20 protein-coding genes are annotated in these 17,330 nt (G+C 39.0%); 9 read left to right on the plus strand and 11 right to left on the minus strand.

Features of this window, described 5'->3' with window-relative positions; all coding sequences use genetic code 11:
• Positions 1 to 23 precede the first annotated feature (23 nt).
• Entirely contained in the window at positions 24 to 824 is an 801-nt protein-coding gene (locus K1720_RS09140) for a GNAT family N-acetyltransferase (protein WP_251948802.1), read from the plus strand.
• Between the two features lie 55 nt (positions 825 to 879).
• Positions 880 to 1,602 carry a hypothetical protein gene (locus K1720_RS09145; protein ID WP_251948803.1) on the plus strand — a complete coding sequence of 241 codons (723 nt, stop codon included), beginning with the start codon at positions 880 to 882 and terminating at the stop codon, positions 1,600 to 1,602.
• Between the two features lie 266 nt (positions 1,603 to 1,868).
• Here K1720_RS09145 and K1720_RS09150 read toward each other — a convergent pair whose 3' ends face one another.
• Positions 1,869 to 2,624, minus strand: a complete 756-nt coding sequence (locus tag K1720_RS09150; RefSeq protein ID WP_251948804.1) for an MBL fold metallo-hydrolase — start codon at positions 2,622 to 2,624, stop codon at positions 1,869 to 1,871.
• A gap of 95 nt (positions 2,625 to 2,719) precedes the next feature.
• On the opposite strand from K1720_RS09150, the gene K1720_RS09155 reads away from it, so the two are divergent.
• On the plus strand, positions 2,720 to 3,316 hold the full coding sequence (locus K1720_RS09155) for a hypothetical protein (protein WP_251948805.1): 597 nt from the start codon (positions 2,720 to 2,722) through the stop codon (positions 3,314 to 3,316).
• Positions 3,317 to 3,337: 21 nt separating this feature from the next.
• Positions 3,338 to 4,507, plus strand: a complete 1,170-nt coding sequence (locus tag K1720_RS09160) for an aldo/keto reductase (RefSeq protein WP_251948806.1) — start codon at positions 3,338 to 3,340, stop codon at positions 4,505 to 4,507.
• On the opposite strand, the gene K1720_RS09165 is transcribed toward K1720_RS09160, so the two are convergent.
• From K1720_RS09165 to K1720_RS09175, 3 genes are read right to left on the minus strand one after another with little or no spacing between them, the layout of a single operon-like run.
• Positions 4,493 to 5,026, minus strand: coding sequence for an NUDIX hydrolase (locus tag K1720_RS09165; RefSeq protein WP_251948808.1), 534 nt, complete (start codon positions 5,024 to 5,026; stop codon positions 4,493 to 4,495). The two genes, K1720_RS09160 and K1720_RS09165, sit on opposite strands and share 15 nt — an antisense overlap.
• 40 nt (positions 5,027 to 5,066) lie before the next feature.
• A complete protein-coding gene (locus tag K1720_RS09170) occupies positions 5,067 to 5,846 on the minus strand; it encodes a GNAT family protein (RefSeq protein WP_251948810.1) in 780 nt (259 codons plus the stop codon).
• On the minus strand, positions 5,843 to 6,661 hold the full coding sequence (locus K1720_RS09175; RefSeq protein ID WP_251948812.1) for a hypothetical protein: 819 nt from the start codon (positions 6,659 to 6,661) through the stop codon (positions 5,843 to 5,845). The genes K1720_RS09170 and K1720_RS09175 overlap by 4 nt, the downstream gene beginning before the upstream one ends.
• 176 nt (positions 6,662 to 6,837) lie before the next feature.
• Between K1720_RS09175 and K1720_RS09180 the strand changes: the two genes are divergently transcribed.
• Positions 6,838 to 7,026 carry a PLDc N-terminal domain-containing protein gene (locus K1720_RS09180; RefSeq protein WP_251948813.1) on the plus strand — a complete coding sequence of 63 codons (189 nt, stop codon included), beginning with the start codon at positions 6,838 to 6,840 and terminating at the stop codon, positions 7,024 to 7,026.
• Position 7,027: 1 nt separating this feature from the next.
• Here the strand turns inward: K1720_RS09180 and K1720_RS09185 are convergent, their stop codons facing one another.
• Positions 7,028 to 8,968, minus strand: coding sequence for a helicase C-terminal domain-containing protein (locus K1720_RS09185; protein WP_251950689.1), 1,941 nt, complete (start codon positions 8,966 to 8,968; stop codon positions 7,028 to 7,030).
• Between the two features lie 68 nt (positions 8,969 to 9,036).
• Between K1720_RS09185 and K1720_RS09190 the strand changes: the two genes are divergently transcribed.
• Positions 9,037 to 9,300 (plus strand): hypothetical protein, encoded by a 264-nt coding sequence (locus tag K1720_RS09190; protein ID WP_251948815.1) that lies wholly within the window; start codon positions 9,037 to 9,039, stop codon positions 9,298 to 9,300.
• A gap of 1 nt (position 9,301) precedes the next feature.
• On the opposite strand, the gene K1720_RS09195 is transcribed toward K1720_RS09190, so the two are convergent.
• Positions 9,302 to 10,348, minus strand: a complete 1,047-nt coding sequence (locus K1720_RS09195) for a M42 family metallopeptidase (protein WP_251948817.1) — start codon at positions 10,346 to 10,348, stop codon at positions 9,302 to 9,304.
• 183 nt (positions 10,349 to 10,531) lie between these two features.
• On the opposite strand from K1720_RS09195, the gene sfsA reads away from it, so the two are divergent.
• The 3 genes from sfsA (at position 10,532) to xerA (ending at position 13,002) form a co-directional block, all read left to right on the plus strand.
• Positions 10,532 to 11,224, plus strand: a complete 693-nt coding sequence (sfsA, locus tag K1720_RS09200) for a DNA/RNA nuclease SfsA (protein ID WP_251948819.1) — start codon at positions 10,532 to 10,534, stop codon at positions 11,222 to 11,224.
• A 66-nt stretch (positions 11,225 to 11,290) separates the two neighbouring features.
• Positions 11,291 to 12,133, plus strand: a complete 843-nt coding sequence (locus tag K1720_RS09205) for a toprim domain-containing protein (RefSeq protein ID WP_251948820.1) — start codon at positions 11,291 to 11,293, stop codon at positions 12,131 to 12,133.
• Between the two features lie 29 nt (positions 12,134 to 12,162).
• Positions 12,163 to 13,002 carry a site-specific tyrosine recombinase/integron integrase gene (xerA, locus tag K1720_RS09210; protein WP_251948821.1) on the plus strand — a complete coding sequence of 280 codons (840 nt, stop codon included), beginning with the start codon at positions 12,163 to 12,165 and terminating at the stop codon, positions 13,000 to 13,002.
• Positions 13,003 to 13,147: 145 nt separating this feature from the next.
• Here the strand turns inward: xerA and pfkC are convergent, their stop codons facing one another.
• From pfkC to K1720_RS09235, 5 genes are all read right to left on the minus strand, one after another.
• Entirely contained in the window at positions 13,148 to 14,533 is a 1,386-nt protein-coding gene (gene pfkC / locus K1720_RS09215; protein WP_251948823.1) for an ADP-specific phosphofructokinase, read from the minus strand.
• Between the two features lie 91 nt (positions 14,534 to 14,624).
• Complete coding sequence (locus tag K1720_RS09220) at positions 14,625 to 15,338, minus strand: maleate cis-trans isomerase family protein (protein WP_251948825.1); 714 nt, start codon at positions 15,336 to 15,338, stop codon at positions 14,625 to 14,627.
• 176 nt (positions 15,339 to 15,514) lie between these two features.
• Positions 15,515 to 16,105: a hypothetical protein gene (locus K1720_RS09225; protein ID WP_251948827.1), complete on the minus strand. Its 591-nt coding sequence runs from the start codon at positions 16,103 to 16,105 to the stop codon at positions 15,515 to 15,517.
• On the minus strand, positions 16,105 to 16,734 hold the full coding sequence (locus K1720_RS09230) for a hypothetical protein (RefSeq protein WP_251948829.1): 630 nt from the start codon (positions 16,732 to 16,734) through the stop codon (positions 16,105 to 16,107). Before K1720_RS09230 ends, K1720_RS09225 begins: the two co-directional genes overlap by 1 nt.
• The gene (locus K1720_RS09235) at positions 16,727 to 17,329 is read right to left on the minus strand and encodes a hypothetical protein (RefSeq protein ID WP_251948831.1); all 603 of its coding nucleotides are present in this window, start codon (positions 17,327 to 17,329) and stop codon (positions 16,727 to 16,729) included. The genes K1720_RS09230 and K1720_RS09235 overlap by 8 nt, the downstream gene beginning before the upstream one ends.
• Between the last annotated feature and the right edge of the window lies 1 nt (position 17,330).

The raw sequence follows: 17,330 nt of genomic DNA on the forward strand, positions 1-17,330 counted from the left end.
AAGACAAAAACGGAGGTTTAGGGATGCAATTGGAAGCGTTTTACGATGCACTTATATCAACTTATTGCGAAAATCCCTGTCAGGTCTTGCCAAATGCGTTATGGAAGACTCTAAAAGACCTTAGCAAATTTGATACGTCATTCAGGGCTGAAAACGGCCTAGTAACGCACCTTGAGGCTTGGAAGGAGAATGAATTATACGTATATTGGAACCGGAGCAGAAACCCACCAAAAATTCCCAAGGAACGCTTGAATGGCTTAAAATTTGCTCTTGTGCACCAAGACTTTTTAAGAGCTTTCCCCATTGAGAGGTTTGACATAAAAGTGCCGTACTTCAGGCTTATACATAAAAAGCGGCAGGTGAGAGAGGTAGAGCTGCCACAAGGCTTCCACATAGTTGACGTAGACGCAAAAAACGAGAGCAACCTTGTTGCAGAGGTCATCAAGAGATGCTACGAAAACATAAACGTAACTCCAGAAATAGTAAAAAGCTGGACTAAGCACCCAGTATTTGACCCCAATCTGTGGATCTGGATAATTGATAGCGAGAAAGGCAATCCGGCTGGATTAGGGATTGCGGAGCTTGATCCCACAGTTCGAGAAGGTTCCCTTGAGTGGATACAGGTTCTTCCAGAGTACAGAGGAAGAGGCATAGGCAAAACCCTTGTACTGGAGTTACTCAGACGTTTCCAGGATCGTGCGGCATTTACTACGGTATCCGGAGAGGTTAACAATAAAACCAAGCCAGAACTCCTTTACAGACGATGTGGATTCCGGGGAAATGACGTTTGGTGGCTTTTAATCAGGAAACAGACAGGAGTGTGAAACTATTTTCCAAATCCAAAAACTGCAAAAGATATTTGAAATCCAAAACAAGATAATGGACATCCATCCTCTTTTAGAGAGGGTGTTTCCGATTGCAATCGCCAAAGATGGAGAATTTTTGATTTTTGACGTCGATTCATCGGGAAGAAGATACACCTTCATCAAAAGGGAGCCATCACCGGTACCACTCCCGGAAAAGCTGAGAGCGGCCTTTCCACTGGAGTGCTATAAAAATCAGGCCGTCTGTGTGGTAACGGAGGATGCCTTTGAGTCCCTTGAAGGCTATGCCCTGATATTCCACGAGTTCGTGCACTGCTACCAGTGGGAGACCTGCGAGCCGAAACTGAGGCAGAAACTGGAAGTGGCGAGAAGTGAAACTGCAAAAGGGAACTACATGTGGGAGCTGAACTATCCGTTTCCCTACGACAAGACGGAGTTCCAGGAAGCTTACCTTAGGTTTCTAAACTCGCTGAAAACCAAAAACCCGAAGGAGGTGTTCAGGCATAGGGACAAACTGAGGGAGATTCTCAGCAGAGAAGAGTTCGAGTACATGGTCTGGCAGGAGTGGAAGGAGGGGTTCGCGAGGTTCATAGAGAACAAAATAAGGCGCAGGCTTGGTCTTGAGGAGAACCACTCCGGACTCGAAAGGCCCTGGGATAGGGTGCTGTTCTACGAGGGCGGGGCGAGGTTCATCGAATTCCTGTGCAGACAAGATGTAAAATTACTTGCAGATATAAAGACAATATTTTATAAAATGTTGGCTTATGGTATTATTTAAGCAATGTATATTTGGAGAAAAGCCTATAATAGTCTACAAAAAGTTTGCATACCTCTATATAAAGGGCGTTATTTCTGTTTCAGCGAGAGTGTTGCTGAAGCACTTCCCACCCTACTTGAAAGGTTCAACCTAAGGCCCCACAGGATTCTAGACATCGCCTGCGGGGAACCTGAAAGATATGAACGAACCCAAACCAAACAGCAGCAGGGTATTTTTCGTGGTTCAGAAATAAAGGCAATAAAAACTGCATTTCCGAACAAAACCCATCAGATATTCACATGCATAAAGTCCCTCGCCACCAAATAGGGCTTTACCCTTTCTTCAAGCTCTTCGTGCGTGTAGTTTGTATGGCTTATGTGAGCAAATACAGTTTTCTTTGCTCTTACTTTTTGAGCGAGTTTTATTGCATCATCAATTCCTAGATGAACATTTGGAATTGAATGCCTGTGTGTCATGTCCGCTACGAGTAAGTTAGCACTTTTCATCTCTTTTAGTGTTTTCTTGTCATCAAGGATTTCTGGTCCAGTGTCACCAGTAATCACAATCTTTTTGTTTCTAATTCGAATTATAAATCCTCCAGCTACTTCTATTGGCTGGTGAGCAACTTTAAAATGGTAAACCTTAAAGCCAAAATCATGCCATTTATTGAACTCCAAGGGGAAATATTCCCAATCCCATTTGCTCTCCCCTACGAAACGCTTTTGCATATCTCTTGCTACTTCAAGAGTTATAACATGTCCATAAAGCTTAATCTGCTTAAAAATCTGCAGCTCAGGCAGGCCCCCCATGTGGTCGAAGTGAGCGTGTGTGATAAAAACATGCTCAATTTTTTCGTTCAAATGTTCTAAGTGATAGTGCAAATCTGGTGAAGGATCTATTAATGCTCTAATCTTGGGAATGTATATTGAAAAGCGCGTTCTCCTATATAAGTGAAATTTTCTAGCTCTTGAACAGTTCTCACAGTTACACAATGGTTTAGGGATACCACTGTACACTCCAGAGCCGAGAATTATAACTTCCATTCCAGAACTTCCTCCAAGTTAGTTAATATTGGACAATAATTAATTATGGTTCTTACAAAACATTATATACTTATTGGACAATAATCAGAAAGTCAGTGTGCATAAATATTCCAAGAATTGACGAATTAATTAATAGTGCAGATGATGAAGCTCAGGTAACAAAGAGCTTTAAGATGAATAATGGAGGAATATTAGTGATGAATGGAAATACCAACAAAACCGATGCATTTTTAAAAAATACTGGCATCTGGGAGGGAGAGTTTACTAACTACGTTAATCGGTCTGGAGGAATAACACAGCAAGGGAAGATAATAATCGAAACTGAGTTTCGAAATGGCATCGTGATCCAGAGAAATATCTTTGTGAAACCTGATGGAACGAGAAGTGACTATATTGGCATCGCAAAAATGCGAATAGAAGGAAATAAATTGTTCTGGGATGGGGAGATGAAAGAAGATCCGAATACAGGAGCAAGAATTAGAAACCATTCATTTGAAGGTTTTGTAACCGATAATCAGATATACATCCTAGAGACCTACGAGGAAGTTCTTCCTGCTGGTGATATAGAAAGAAGACGAAACACTACCCACTATTGCTTCTTAAGCGAGAATGAAGCTGTAATGACGGCTAATGTTTACGTTAATGATGAGTTACTTGTTTTTGCATACACAAGGTTGTGGAAGAAAGAGTAAAAGATTTGAAAGGTGATATTCGTGGAATACCGAAAGCATAAAAGTTTGAAAATTTCTGAAATTGGGATTGGAACCTATGCTCTGAGTGGGGTTTATGGAGCAAAAGACCTCGAAGAGTTTAAGAGAATGATTTACCGTGCCTATGAACTTGGGGTTAACTTCTTTGACACTGCGGAAGCCTATGGAAACGCTGAACAAATTTTGGGAGATATTGTAAAACCCTTCCGTGAAGACATTTATATAGCCACGAAAGTAGGAATTAGGGGCGACATAAAGCCAAACCTCTCTAAAGACTACATCAAAAAAGCCTGTGAGGAAAGCCTCAAGAGACTCCAGACTGATTATATCGACCTTTACCAAGTTCACTTCCATGATCCGACCACGCCAATAGAGGAAACAGTTGAAGCGCTGGAGGACCTCGTTGAAGAGGGAAAAATTAAGCATTACGGCGTTGGTCACTTACCTTTAGATGTTACGGAGGAATACTGCAAGCTTGGAAAGCCATTCTCAGTTCTTACGGAGTTTAGTGCAGTTACAAGAGAATCTTATGAAAAGCTTTTGCCACTTTACAAGAAATACAATTTGGGAATTATCGCTTTCAGCACAACGGGAAGAGGCTTGCTCACGGGAAGGTTTAAAGAAGGTCAAAAGTTTGAACCTGCTGATATACGCTATTTAGACCCACTTTTCCAGAGAGAACGCTTCCAATATGGCTTGAGAATAGCCAAAAAGTTTGCCGAGTTGGGAGAGAAATATGGTAAAACTCCAGTGCAGGTTGCCATCGCGTGGGTTCTTGCCCATGAGGGGATAATATGCGCTCTAACTGGACCTTCAACGGTAAAGCATTTAGAAGAGAACGTTGAAGCGAGTGGATGGGAGATCCCCAAAGAGGATTTGAGAGAGCTGGATGAGTTCTTTAAGAGAGAAGATGAGTGGCTAAGACAGAAGCAGAAAGAATCCATAAAACAAATTCTCATCCAGCCTCTCCAAGAACCTCAAAGAGCCTTCGTTGATTTGATATATGTTATTGAAACTGCACTTTCCCTTAGCATTATTGAGGAAAAAGAGATACTATCAATTTTCTATGAGCTCTACGGTTTGAGGAAGAAGTTGGATAAAGAAGAGGTTAGTGAAAAACTGAGGGACATCCAAGCCGAGCTGCGAAAAGTAATCCCACTAGACGCTCTTTGACCTCTTTTTCAAATTTTCCCACACTTCTATATGGTGCGTGGTTTCCGGAAGCTCTTTTAACGCTTTCCTCAAAAACCCTGGATAGAGTGGGAGAGCTTCAAGCTCATCAAGAGAGAACCACTTAAAAATCAGCCTAATTTCTTTTTCTTCCTCTAGATGTTCCTTCCCCAAAAACTGTCTTTCCCTGCAGAGGGAACAATCTTTGGGAAGCTCCACCAAATAATAAAGCCCCATCTCATGAAAAAGTGTTTCGCCATCTTTAAAGAAAGTCTCAACAACCCAGATTAGCCTGTCCACACGAACCTCAACGTTAAGCTCTTCTTGCATTTCTCTCTTTAACGCATCTTTTGAAGGCTCCAATAGCTCAACCCGTCCTCCTGGCAAAGCCCAAAAGTCATCCTTTTCTGCTCTGTGGAGGAGAACATAATTCTTATTGAATATAATCCCAACCACCCGATAATTAAACCTCATATCCCCTTTTTCAAACGTTACCATCTGTCTTATCCTCAAAATTACCATCTCCGCTTTGAATTTGGAGTATAACCCTTAGCCCCTGCACTTAAGTCTTTATTGCTCTCATGACTTCCTCCCTGAACTTCTCCCTTTCTATAGGGAGCGATTTTATTGGAATGCCATTCACCAGCATCCAATTCCGCCCTCTGGACACAAACTCTTCTGGATGTTCCCACCCATTCAACATTCTTATCTCCAGTTCTGGAGCGATTTCCTTCACTATTTCTTTACTCCTATGTGCCCAAAGATAAGTGAAGGGGCATGTAGGCTCGTAGAATAGGAAGACTTTACCAATGTCCCTCTCATTCCTCTTATATTCCTCTCCGCCCTTCCAAAAACCAGAGTAAGGTTCTTTAAGCTCCCTTCTGCTAAATGAGTAATAAAGGTCTTCTTTAGATATCTCTCTGAATCCTAATCTCTTAAAGAACTCTGCTTGTGACAAAAACTCTCCTGTCTCAAATGCATGGGTCACTAAAAATTCATATTTACCTCTTGCCTTTTCAATGAGTTTCTCGACCATACTCCTTGCTATCCCCTTTCTTTGAGCTTCTAAAAAAGGATTGTATATACAGTTGACAACTAAAACGTTTTCTCGCTTCAGACTTGTTGGGTCTGCTTTTTCAGGGTAGGTTAATAGCTGAGCGGCGGGCTTTCTATTGAAATATCCGACAAAGCCCACATCTCCATAAGTTCTCAGCATCTCAAGAAGCCATGCCCTTTTGATCTCAACTCCTTTTTTGTATGCCTCAGTGATGGTAGGAGGATTACACACTGAAATCATGTCCTCTACATTAGTTTCATCAACTTCTCTAATCTCAATCTTCATCTTCCATACCTCCAGTGAAATATAGTCACAACAAGCCAACCGAATAAGAAGTTTGATAAAAGGACTTCTACAAAGTGCGCTCTTCTTATGACATCGGGCATATATGGATTGGGTACTAAAAGGAGACTAGCCATGAGTACTGAGTAGAGCAAAGCCACAGCTAAGCGGGCTTTCTTCCAGTCATCAATCATTTTAACTATTGGGATTGCCAAAAGGCCCCACGCTATGCCCCTTAAGATTTGAAAGGGAAGTATCCATGCTGGCAGCTGCAGGTTAGCATAGTATTCATCAAAAGCTTTCCCTGCCAATGGTTTGAAGACCAGAGCTCCAAATGCAATGTAAATAAACATGTAAACAATTCCAATTAACAGCAATTTCCAAACCCACGTCCCTAGAGGAAGAGAAAACTCTTTGGCACGTTCTTGAGGAGTTTCTTGTATTTTACCATGAACTGTCACCGCTATCGGCGAGAAAACCGCTGTAACAATAAATCCTTCTACAAAGAGCTTTGGAATCATCTCAGGAGGAATTATCTCCTCAAAGTAAGTTAAGAATATAATGGTCTCTATCTGGCTCAGGAATGTCATTACTCCATAAAACACAGCAAAAGTTGCTAAAACAAGCTTCCACCCGCTCCACTTGGAATTAACTATCATGTAGCTCAGCACTAATATGTCAAGGAATGAAACTAAGAACCAGTATACTAAGTTCCCAGCCTCTGACGATGCTCTTATCCCCGGAATGGGAAGCCAAAACAGAAGTGCTAAAATTAATGTCAAGAATAGTATTTTTATAGTAATATTTTTTAATTCCATATGCTTGCCTCCCCTTAAATACGATAGTGAAGTAATTAAAAATAAGAGTTGAGACTATATAAATGTTCTTTGTCATATTTTTACCACAAAAATTAAAGCGTGAACTCACATATTTTACTAAAACACTTCGAAAAAACTTATAAATTAATATAGTAATTGTGAACTGAGGTGAAATCATGCTGGGCAGTTGGTGGTTAATAAGTATAATAATAGGGCTCTTAGTAACCGTCTGGGTCATCTACGATATCGTAAAGAACCAAAAAGACATGAGAACTTCAAAAAAAGTTCTATGGATTTTAGTGGCATTTCTCTTTGGAGTCGTTGGGGCAATTGCATATTACCTTATTGTCAAAAGAAAGGGCTAACTCATTTGACGCTTTTTTCCGTAATTTTAATTTTATCTCCACGATAAAAATCTATAAGATGTCTTTTCATTGAACTTAAAGTTATAGGCCTTAGAGTTTCTTTCATCCAGTCAGGTAGATCTTTTTTCACAGAGCTCCAAAGCAATCTGTAATCTAAAACTATTACAGCACCTCTCTCTTCTTCACTTCTATGTACCCTTCCAGCAGCTTGAACGAGTTTTCTATGAGCAGGTAAGACATAGCCATAATATCGCCCCTTCTTTGGGAACTTGCTTTCAAAATATCTTATCTGAGCTTGCACACGAGGAGTTGGTCTAGCATAAGGAATACCCACAAGAATCACACCATTCATTTCATCCCCACTATAATCTTGTCCCTCACTATTTCGTCCCCCCATAACCCCAAGAAGAACTGCCCCTTCTTTTTTAGACTCTTCCTTAAAAGCCATTACAAGAAGGTCATTTTCTTTAGATGAACCCCCTTTCTTCTCTATGAAAACCTTCTTCCCAGTTGCTTCTTGAATTTGAATATCAACGTTTGCAGATAGAAGACCTTCAAGGACTTCATAAGATGCTGTGAAAACCCCTACATTCTTTGGAATAAGCTTCACAGCTTCCACGATATATTTGGCCATTTTTTTATAAAGTTCAAGACTTCTTTCGTCCCCTCTTGTAGATACGTCCTTAGCAACAAGCACTATCGCATTTTCTCTTTTTACCATCCTAGGAAACTTTTTGAGTTTCCCTTTTATTCCCATGACATCAGCAAATGCTTCAAGAGGAGTTAGGGTTCCAGACATGAAAATTGCAGACTGAACATTTTTCACAAAATTCAGGGCCTTTGAAGGATCTAAAGCAACAAGTTCAAGTGAAAAACCTTTATCACGGCTCATCAAGAATAAATAATCCTCTTTACCGATAAGTGCAAACCATAACAAAAGAAACTCTCCTACTCTTCCCACATAACTCCTTGGGGGAAGGTTCCTCTCAATTTTGTCTTCTCTTATTGCATCTCCTGCTTTTACCATCTGATCTAAGATTCTAACAAGTTGCTTTTCATTTATTCTCAAAACATCGAAAACATGGTAAAATATACTCTCAGGTATTATTGGGACCTCATCAACTTTCATGTCTTTTAATTTCTCCTGATAAAGCTTCTCTAGCCCTCTTAAGAATATGCTAAGGAAGTTTGCAATCTCATGCTCTTTATATTCATCAGCCTCCTTTATCGCTCTATTAATACTATAGATACTTATCCTATCGCTTAAAGCATTTATAGCCTGATTGGGCAGGTTATGAGCTTCATCGAATATTATAATCAGATCAGAATAATCGAAATCAAAATACGCCATGAAGTTCTCTCTAATCCCAGGATTAATCATGTAGAGATAACTAGCAACTATCACATCGGCTTTAAGGGCTATTTTTCGAGTAAGTTCATATGGGCAAAAATCAAGCATTTTTGAATGAGTTAACACAGTTATAGGTTCCGCTGGTCTTTCCACGAAATATTGGACAAGTTCATCAAATTCCTCCTTCTTTTTTTTCAAATTTTCAAAAAACTCACATTTTCCAAGTTTTTTTAAGTTTTTACAAACAATCATTGCATTATACGCATCTGGAGCAAAGTTCTGAATATATTGATGGAGGCATAGTTCTTTTCTACTTCTAAATTCAACTCCACCAACATGGGTTTTCTTACTTATCGCTTTAAGTTCCTCAATTACCCTGTCCATTTGTTTATGGGTTCTTGCAAGGTAAATAATTTTGTACCCCATCTCCTTGGCATACGGAAGGGCTCCAGCTAACACACTTATCGTTTTTCCAAACCCCGTAGGGGCCTCAATAACCAGGTTCTCCCCATTTCTAATGGCATTATCCACTAATTCAATAAACTTTTTCTGATTTGGCCTTAGAGAGGTATAAGGGAAATATTCGCTCATCTTCACTCATCAAAAAGGTTATTAATGAGGGTTTTTAACTTTTCCTAAAGCATCAGAGAGGGTCTAAAATGGAAGAGTATCAAAGAAAGTTATTAGAAGCTGGAATTGAGGGAGGCATTCTCATGATTCTCGCATACCTTTTCTACTATCAAAACTATCTCCTGTATACATGGTACCGCGGATTGCCACTACCTTCAAAGCTACCATTCATAATAGCTGGCATTTTAACTGGAGCCGCATACCTCCTTTACAAACTTTATAAAATATATCCAGAGATCCAAAAACATAAAATTGCCGAAGTTCTAAGAGAAGAAAAAATAGAGGGGATTTAAATTAAATTTCCAGCTCATGTATGTGCTCAAGGATTTTTACCATTAGCTTAACACTTGCATCAACATCTCTCTCGTCAACAACTTCTGCATTTGAGTGGATATATCTTGAAGGAACGCTTATTGCTCCCGTTGGAACTCCTGCTTTGTTGAGGTGTATCGCTCCAGCATCAGTTCCTCCACCGAGAAGTATATCCCACTGGTATGGGATCTCGTATTTCTTGGCTATTTCTTCCATCCACTTAACTATTGTTGGATGGCATATAACAGAGCGATCCATGATTTTTATTGCAGTTCCCTTTCCTAATTGGGTCACTTGCTTGTGTTCCGGTGTTCCAGGAACATCAGCAGCAATTGTAACATCTATAGCAAATCCATAATCTGGCTCAATTCCAAAAGCACTAGTTTTTGCACCCCTAAGGCCTACTTCTTCTTGTACGGTAGCAACAAAGTAGATATCTGCATTAGTTTCTTTAAGCTGTCTTGCAGTTTCAACAAGAGTGTAAACGGCTATCCTATCATCAAAAGCAATACTAACAAAGCGGTGGTTACCAAGCTTCTCCAAACGACCATCCCAAGTAATTATTGTGCCGATTTTAACACCCATTTCCTCAGCTTCTTCTTTGCTCTCTGCACCCACATCTATGAAAATTTGATCCCAATCTGGAGCTTTCTTTCTCTCTTCTGGTTTTTGAATGTGAGGCGGAACACTTCCACCTACACCATAAATAAACTTGCCTTTGTCAACCCAAACCTTGAAACGCTGGGCAATTAAAGTCCTGGGGTCAATCCCACCAATAGGTGCGACCCTCAAGAATCCGTTTTTCTCAATATGAGTGACCATGAGACCAATCTGGTCCATGTGGCCAGCAAGCATAACTTTCGGACCATCACCTTTCTTGTGAGCAATAACGTTTCCAAGCTTATCTACTTTAACTTCATCTACGTAATCTTTGAAAGCCTCAATTATGATGTCCCTGACTCCCATAAACTCATAACCCGTAACCCCTGGAGCCTCAACTATCTTCTTTAGAAGTTCATAGTCCACCATTGTTACCACCTCGTTTAGATATTCATCGTAATGTAGTATGAAGTATATTTAAGGTTTTAGGTGCGGAATAAAAAATGAGACTTTTTTTCTTTTCTCAAGCCTCCTCCTTTAAGGCAGGAGGAGTTCAAAGTACGCACTCGAAAATGTATAAGTTTAAATTAACCCAATAACACAATATATTTCATGCTGTTAAAGCTTCCAATAATTAAGTGCACTTTCATAAAAAGACTTAATCGGTTTGTTGGGCTAGTGGAAGTAAATGGAGAGATCAAAAAAGCTTTAATAACAAACACCGGGCGTTTAGAGGAATTTATGATCAAAGGAAGGAAGGCATTTTGTATTCCGAAGCAAGGTGGAAAAACAGACTTCATTTTAATTGGATTTTTAGAAAAGAATGGACGAGGAGCAGTTATAGACACAAGGATTCAAGCAAAGGCCTTTGAAAAAGCCGTGGAATTGGGATTAATCCCATGGCTTAGGGGATGTAGAATAAAACAAAAAGAGGTTAAAATTGGTAGTTCAAGACTAGACTATCTTTTAGAATGCAATGGAGAAGAAGTGTGGGTTGAGATGAAAAGTGCAGTTCTGAGAGATGGCGAATACGCTATGTACCCCGACTGTCCGAGCATTAGAGGACAGAAACACATAAAGGAGCTCATAAATCTCAAAGATAGCGGGAAAAGAGCCATGATAATTTTTATCGGTGCCTTACCCGGAGCTAAGAAATTTAAGCCATATGAAAAAGGTGACCCAAAAATTGCCGAACTTTTAAAAGAAGCAAAAGAGAAAGGTGTTGAAATTAGGGGAATTTCTATAAGCCTCCTTCTTAATGGAGAAATTATCTTGGAGAACAATAACCTAGAAATAGAAGTTTAGCCCAAAGGCTTTTATAACGCCTGACCAATAAAAACTCGGGGGTAACACCCCGTGGAGGTGCTGGGAATGACTATTGTTGATGTTAGAATTTTGGTAGAAGGAGCAAGTGATGTAGAGGTAGTGAGTAAAGCTCTTCAAGGGCTAGCTCTTGGGAGTGAGTACAATATAACAATTTCTGCTATAATCCCTACTACAAACTTAGAGATAGCCAAGAGTGCTGCAGCTGGAGCAGATTTACTGATAATCGCCACAGATGCAGATAGAGTCGGTAGAGAGCTCGCGGAGAGAATGTTTAGAGAGTTGGGTGAGCTAGTTGGACAAGTAGAAAGAATGAAAATCCCAATGGGACATGACCTGGAACACATAGATGTGGAGCTGGTAAGAAAAGAACTCAAAAACACTCTCGTACGGGCCGGATTAAAGAGTCTTCAAGTTCTGCCTGAGTATGTAGCCCTAAGAAATCAACTGTTTGACTTAAAGGGAAAATACGAAATGTTAAGCCAAGAAAATGAGGAGCTTAAACGGAATTATCAAGAACTCGAGCAGAAATATGGAGAGCTCCTAGAAGAATATAGCCAAGTTTTGGAAGAAAACAACAGACTCAAAGAGTCCCTAAAGAAAAGGGCTAACATTTTCAAATTGGCCGAAATCTGGAAAGAACTCTTCGGTGAAACAACACCCCCGGAAGAGAAATTTATTGCAGAAGCTGTAGAAAAGTTGAACCTTGGAGGAAAGATAATCGTTGGTCAAGGCTACATATACTCAGAAGACGAGGATCTCATAGTTGAGCTTCTCAGAATTGTTCATTTAAGCCTAAGTATAGCTCAAGCACAAAAGGAAGAACCCCAAGTAGAAGAAAAAACCCCCGAAGAAATCGAGGAACCGGAGACAAGATTTGAAGACTTTTAATCTTTTAATAATTTATTTTCGTGATCCTTATGGACGATGGAATAGAAGAGTTTAAAACCTACCTCGAACTCGAGGGGAAAAGTCCTCAAACAGTTAGAATGTACACCTACTACGTAGAGAGATTTTTAAAAGATGTTAAAAATCCCAATTATCGTTCTGCACTTCGTTTTCTTGCCAAACTAAAGAAAGAAGGCTACTCCAATAAAAGTCTCAATCTCGTTGTTCAGGCTTTAAAATCATATTTCAGATTTGAAGGCCTTGATGAAGATGCCGAGAAATTGAAGTCACCAAAAGTCCCAAGAAACCTACCTAAGAGCTTAACAAGAGAAGAAGTTAGAAAACTCCTAGATGCCGTACCTCCAACAAAAAAACGGGACCGACTTATAATACTATTGCTTTACGGCACGGGGCTCAGAGTGAGTGAGATATGCAATCTTAAGATAGAGGATATAGACTTCAATAGAGGAATCCTAATTGTGAAAGGAGGAAAAGGCGCAAAAGATAGGATAGTACCGCTAGCAGACCCACTTCTTGAAGAGGTTAGAGGTTATTTAAGAACACGGAAGGACGGGAGCGAATACTTATTTGTAGAGATTAGAAGAGAAAAAAAGGATAAGATATCGCCAAAGACAGTGTGGTATTTGCTCAAAAAGTATGGAGACAAAGCTGGTATAAAGGTGACCCCTCATATGCTTCGCCATAGTTTTGCAACCCATATGTTGGAAAAGGGTATTGATATAAGAGTTATCCAAGAGATTCTTGGACATTCAAATCTCTCAACAACCCAAATTTACACCAAGGTTACTGTTGAACACTTAAAGAAGGCCCAAGAGAAAGCTAAACTCATTGATGACCTCATTGGAGAATAATATCTCTTATTTAAAGATCCAAAAGAAGGGTATTTCCATTGCCTCCATAATTTTAAGAACTTAAGGAAGTACAAGAAATAAGGTATAACTCATAACTTCGAACTTATAACTACCCCCATTTAAATGGAAACAAATTATCTGAACTTTAATACACCTTATTTTTTCTCAACAAACTTAAGTAGCTCGCAAAGGCTCCCGCTGAAATCGTGTCTCCAAGGCCTACTGTAGAAACTGGCTTCTTGACAAGCCTTGTTGGAATCATGACTATCTTATATTCTCTAGTTCTCATTTTCGCTTTTGCTTCTTCAAACCTAAGTTTAACGAATTCTCCTTTTTCGTTGAATGGTATATTTAAACCAACTTTAACATCCTCTGGGCGTTTTATATCTCCCAAAAATGCCCTTGTAGCGGCTAAAGTCGTGCCAACCTCTAAGGATTTTGAGAGCTCTTCTTCACTAAGGGGATTATCTCGGTGGGTGATATACATCAAATAGTAAATTGTGTGGATTTGAAGGATCTCGAGGTTAAGCTCATCCAATAAAATTTTTGCCCCTAAAACAGCGTCTTCAATTCTGTTGTAAGTAAAAATCCTATCGCTTAGATCTCTATACCCAAGAACACTTAATATGTGGGCTATTTCAGCTTCATCCATTCCCACACTATCTACAAGGGGAAAGATGTTATAGATCACTTTCTTCCTTAGTTCTCTATCCTGGATTGACGCAAACTCCACATGGACTTTAACGTCTTTTTTTCTTTTAAGGAGCTTAATGTCTTCCTTAGCTTTTCTCAAATAGTAATTTGCATCTTTTCCATCACTGTAGTGCTTTCTTATTCCTTGATAACCTGACAAAATAACACCATCCACAATATCCCCAATTTCTGGTAAATGTGGCTTAAGTTCTGGAGACGTTTCTATCCGAGCAAATTCTTCAAACCGACATGCAACTATAAACCTACCAGAATATGGAACAATTATCTCTTCATTTCCAAGTTTGAACTTAGTTCCTTGCCTAAACTCAAAGATCCTGTTGATCTTTACTGGATCCTCTTCCCGATATGCTTCCAATGGCTTTTTTAAAACAACCTTTTCCTTTTCAATTGTGGGATAAAGAAGGTTATCTCTATTTACAAACATGTCTGCTTGTTTCTTTCCAAGTAAAGGAGAATAAGCTATCACTCTATTAAAATTAAGGTTAGCAAGGAGATTGGCTATCACTCCTACCTGTCCACCGATTCTTTCAACATCATAGGTAAAGCGGGAATTGAACCACTTGTCTGCCTCATGAGCCACTAAAGGAACAGCTTGTGGTTTTCCAGTTTTAAGGGCATGGATGAGTCTCGCAACGAAGTCTAGTGGCTCATTTATCTCTCTCGGATACTCTTCTATTCGTCTTTTAATGTTCTCTACCCCAAATTCCTTTATGAGACTCTCAATGTGCTTTTCATTTAAATATACTATAGCATCAACGTTCACATTATATGCCAAATACATGCTCATTCTCTGGAAGTCCCTGAGGAATTCCATCATACTATCACCCTCAGTGAATACTAGGTGAAGTGTACAAAATAACTTAAAAATATTTCTCATCTTGAGATGAAAAAGAAACCAAGGAAAAGACTTAATATTCAACAAAAAGTCTTCCAAGCCAAGGCAATTTTTCCCTCACATCAAGTTCTCTTAGTGCTAGCCAAAGAGAGGCTTGGTTGCTCGTAACTATGGGGACACCCAAATCCTCTTCCAACGCTTCAATGATTTCAAACGTCCTAAAGTTAGTACAGCTTATGAATACTGCATCTGCTTCATCAGTAAACAATGCTTTAACCATGCGGTAAGCTTCATATGGCTCCAAACGGCCTATCTTTGTATTGTCAACTATATCCAGCCCTCGAATATCAATAACATCGAATTCATTTGCCTCTAAAAATTCTCGTTCTCTTTGATTTATATCATCTGTGTAAGGGGTCACTACAAGAATTTGTTGAGCATCTAAAATTTTTAATGCCTCAACAATTGCCGTACTTGTTGTTACCACAGGGAGCTTTACTTCGTCTTCTATTTTCATGGAGAGCTCTTTATCAAATTCCCCTCCACCTATGAAAGAACCGCTTGTACATCCGTAAAGAATTAAATCCACATCAGCATCTTTTAAAAGTCTCGCACTTTCTAATGCAAGGCCACTCATTGCCAATAACTCCTCTTCAGTGACGTTTTTTAGTGGCATTCTCGCAGTGTGTAATGAAACACCTTCTGGCAAAGCAGAATGTAATTCCATTTCCATTGTAGTGTTTGATGATGGGACTATTAAACCTATTCTACCTCTCCACCCGTACATGCTTTCACCTAAAATTGATATGATGAGAAGTATATTAAGCTTTTCCAAGCAAATCTTGAAACTGCTAAAACAAGCAAGGATAATAGGCTTAATTCTCTGATAGTCTCAAAAATGGGATAGAAACAATAAAGGTTAGACTCACTATCTATTCTTAAAACTTTTTCACCAGAATATATTCAATCTCTAAAAAAGTTAGAAGACCTAGGTAATGAAATGTACATCATCTCACTAATTGATAGCAGTAAAAATAACACCGCACTAAAATACAAGAAATCACTTAACACTAACAGATTTAGGATCCTCGAGACCCCACTTAACGCAGAAAATACCATCATGAGAGATAGTATACCCGTGTCTCCTATTCTGATTCTATCAAAGTTCATGAAGAGTTTAAATCCTATCCACGTTAAAAAAATCACCTGTACAACAATATATGATCTGTCCACTTCCATTATGTTGGCAAATATAAGAACAAGAAGTGCTATAACTAATACCCCAATTACCCCCTTAATAGTATTCCCATTCCCAAGTGTTTCTTTGAAGAATCTTGCAAAAAGAATAAAGAAAAGAACTGAGGCAGAAAGTTCCAGCACAGCTATTATATACTCTGGAAGAAAACCATAAAAAAGTGAAGTCAAGATGAAAATTAATCCAGCGACTAATGCTGTTTTTATGTTCTTTCCAACTTCTTTATTGTGATAATACCACATAAGAAGGAGAACACCAAAAATTAAATCTACAAGGTCATGAATAAAATAACACTCCACTACATCCACCCCCTTATGCAGTTGTATATCCTCACTGTAGAATACTGCCAGATGAGCAAACTAACAAAATAGACAAAAAGTGCAAGAAACTGCTTACACGTAATAGGGGTCTCAGGAATAAACGGATTTATCCAAGTTTGGATGATCACCAACCAAGAGGCCAATCTAAGGAGAGTCCTCAAGAAGATTGAGAGGATATGTATTAAAAGGAGAGATCTTATTAAGGAGATTATAACAATACCAATTGCTCCAAGAAGAATATCAGCATATGGCATATGAGCAATGAATGAGTAAATTATAAATATTACCATTACAATAAGCTGAACAGCAAATTCTTTGTCTATTGCTAACAGGCTTGAAGAATTATAAGGCATTACTGTAGCCACAGCCCCCAAATATGTCAAAAAGACAAAAATGAGGCTATTTATAGAGAAAAGATTCAAATATGTGGTTAAGACATAACCTGAAATCCCAACAATGAGCATTAAACCTCCGCTAATCTGCAGAATAGCAAATCTTTTTACTTTTTTGTCATACTCATTCAAGATAAACTCAATACGAAGAGTATAAATTAAACCTATCAGAAACACAATTTGTAAAAGTATTATCACTTGTATAAACTCATTCAATTGGCTCACCTATAACAAGTTTCCCGTTTCTAATCTCGAATTTATAAAATCCAGTTCCTCCTTTTGGGGATTTCTTCACTCTTATCCCTCTACGTATTCTAAAACCTTCCACGACCTCAACAATATCGATAACATACGTTGCCAAGTTCTCAAACATTGCAAGGATTCTCTCATCCACAAGACGCTTATCAATGATCGCAGTTAGTACTACCTTCTTTTCCTGAACTATTAATGCAATCTCTGAAAAGAACTTATAAACGGTTGTTGGAGAATGGAAAACCAAAAGGGGATGTAAAAGGAAAAATCCAACATGAGCTCCTTCAAACAGATTTCTAAGTTTAAAGGATATAGCATAAAGTTCTGCTGGGAATACCTCCTCACCAAGTACTATTAATTTCAACTTAGTCAGCTCTGGAATCTCCTTTAATCTATCCCGCATCTTTTTTGTTACAAAAGCAACAGCATTTTCTTTATTCTCTTTCAGCATTTCAAGAATAACTTCTTCGCCCAAAGTGCCGATGGTTTCCAGTAAAAGAATATTGCCTTCTTCAATTTCTCCAAGCATCTCATCAAGCTCTGAAATGCCTATTTTCATT

The sequence above is a fragment of the Thermococcus argininiproducens genome, assembly GCF_023746595.1.
GTDB lineage: Archaea > Methanobacteriota_B > Thermococci > Thermococcales > Thermococcaceae > Thermococcus_A > Thermococcus_A argininiproducens.

What these genes read in the sequence shown, in the direction of transcription:
- K1720_RS09140 (WP_251948802.1), top strand. Translation starts at nt 24, where the DNA reads ATGCAATTGGAAGCGTTTTACGATGCACTTATATCAACTTATTGCGAA.
- K1720_RS09145 (WP_251948803.1), top strand. Translation starts at nt 880, where the DNA reads ATGGACATCCATCCTCTTTTAGAGAGGGTGTTTCCGATTGCAATCGCC.
- K1720_RS09150 (WP_251948804.1), bottom strand. Translation starts at nt 2,624, where the DNA reads ATGGAAGTTATAATTCTCGGCTCTGGAGTGTACAGTGGTATCCCTAAA.
- K1720_RS09165 (WP_251948808.1), bottom strand. Translation starts at nt 5,026, where the DNA reads ATGGTAATTTTGAGGATAAGACAGATGGTAACGTTTGAAAAAGGGGAT.
- K1720_RS09170 (WP_251948810.1), bottom strand. Translation starts at nt 5,846, where the DNA reads ATGAAGATTGAGATTAGAGAAGTTGATGAAACTAATGTAGAGGACATG.
- K1720_RS09175 (WP_251948812.1), bottom strand. Translation starts at nt 6,661, where the DNA reads ATGGAATTAAAAAATATTACTATAAAAATACTATTCTTGACATTAATT.
- K1720_RS09180 (WP_251948813.1), top strand. Translation starts at nt 6,838, where the DNA reads ATGCTGGGCAGTTGGTGGTTAATAAGTATAATAATAGGGCTCTTAGTA.
- K1720_RS09185 (WP_251950689.1), bottom strand. Translation starts at nt 8,968, where the DNA reads ATGAGCGAATATTTCCCTTATACCTCTCTAAGGCCAAATCAGAAAAAG.
- K1720_RS09190 (WP_251948815.1), top strand. Translation starts at nt 9,037, where the DNA reads ATGGAAGAGTATCAAAGAAAGTTATTAGAAGCTGGAATTGAGGGAGGC.
- K1720_RS09195 (WP_251948817.1), bottom strand. Translation starts at nt 10,348, where the DNA reads ATGGTGGACTATGAACTTCTAAAGAAGATAGTTGAGGCTCCAGGGGTT.
- sfsA (WP_251948819.1), top strand. Translation starts at nt 10,532, where the DNA reads ATGCTGTTAAAGCTTCCAATAATTAAGTGCACTTTCATAAAAAGACTT.
- K1720_RS09205 (WP_251948820.1), top strand. Translation starts at nt 11,291, where the DNA reads ATGACTATTGTTGATGTTAGAATTTTGGTAGAAGGAGCAAGTGATGTA.
- xerA (WP_251948821.1), top strand. Translation starts at nt 12,163, where the DNA reads ATGGACGATGGAATAGAAGAGTTTAAAACCTACCTCGAACTCGAGGGG.
- pfkC (WP_251948823.1), bottom strand. Translation starts at nt 14,533, where the DNA reads ATGATGGAATTCCTCAGGGACTTCCAGAGAATGAGCATGTATTTGGCA.
- K1720_RS09220 (WP_251948825.1), bottom strand. Translation starts at nt 15,338, where the DNA reads ATGTACGGGTGGAGAGGTAGAATAGGTTTAATAGTCCCATCATCAAAC.
- K1720_RS09235 (WP_251948831.1), bottom strand. Translation starts at nt 17,329, where the DNA reads ATGAAAATAGGCATTTCAGAGCTTGATGAGATGCTTGGAGAAATTGAA.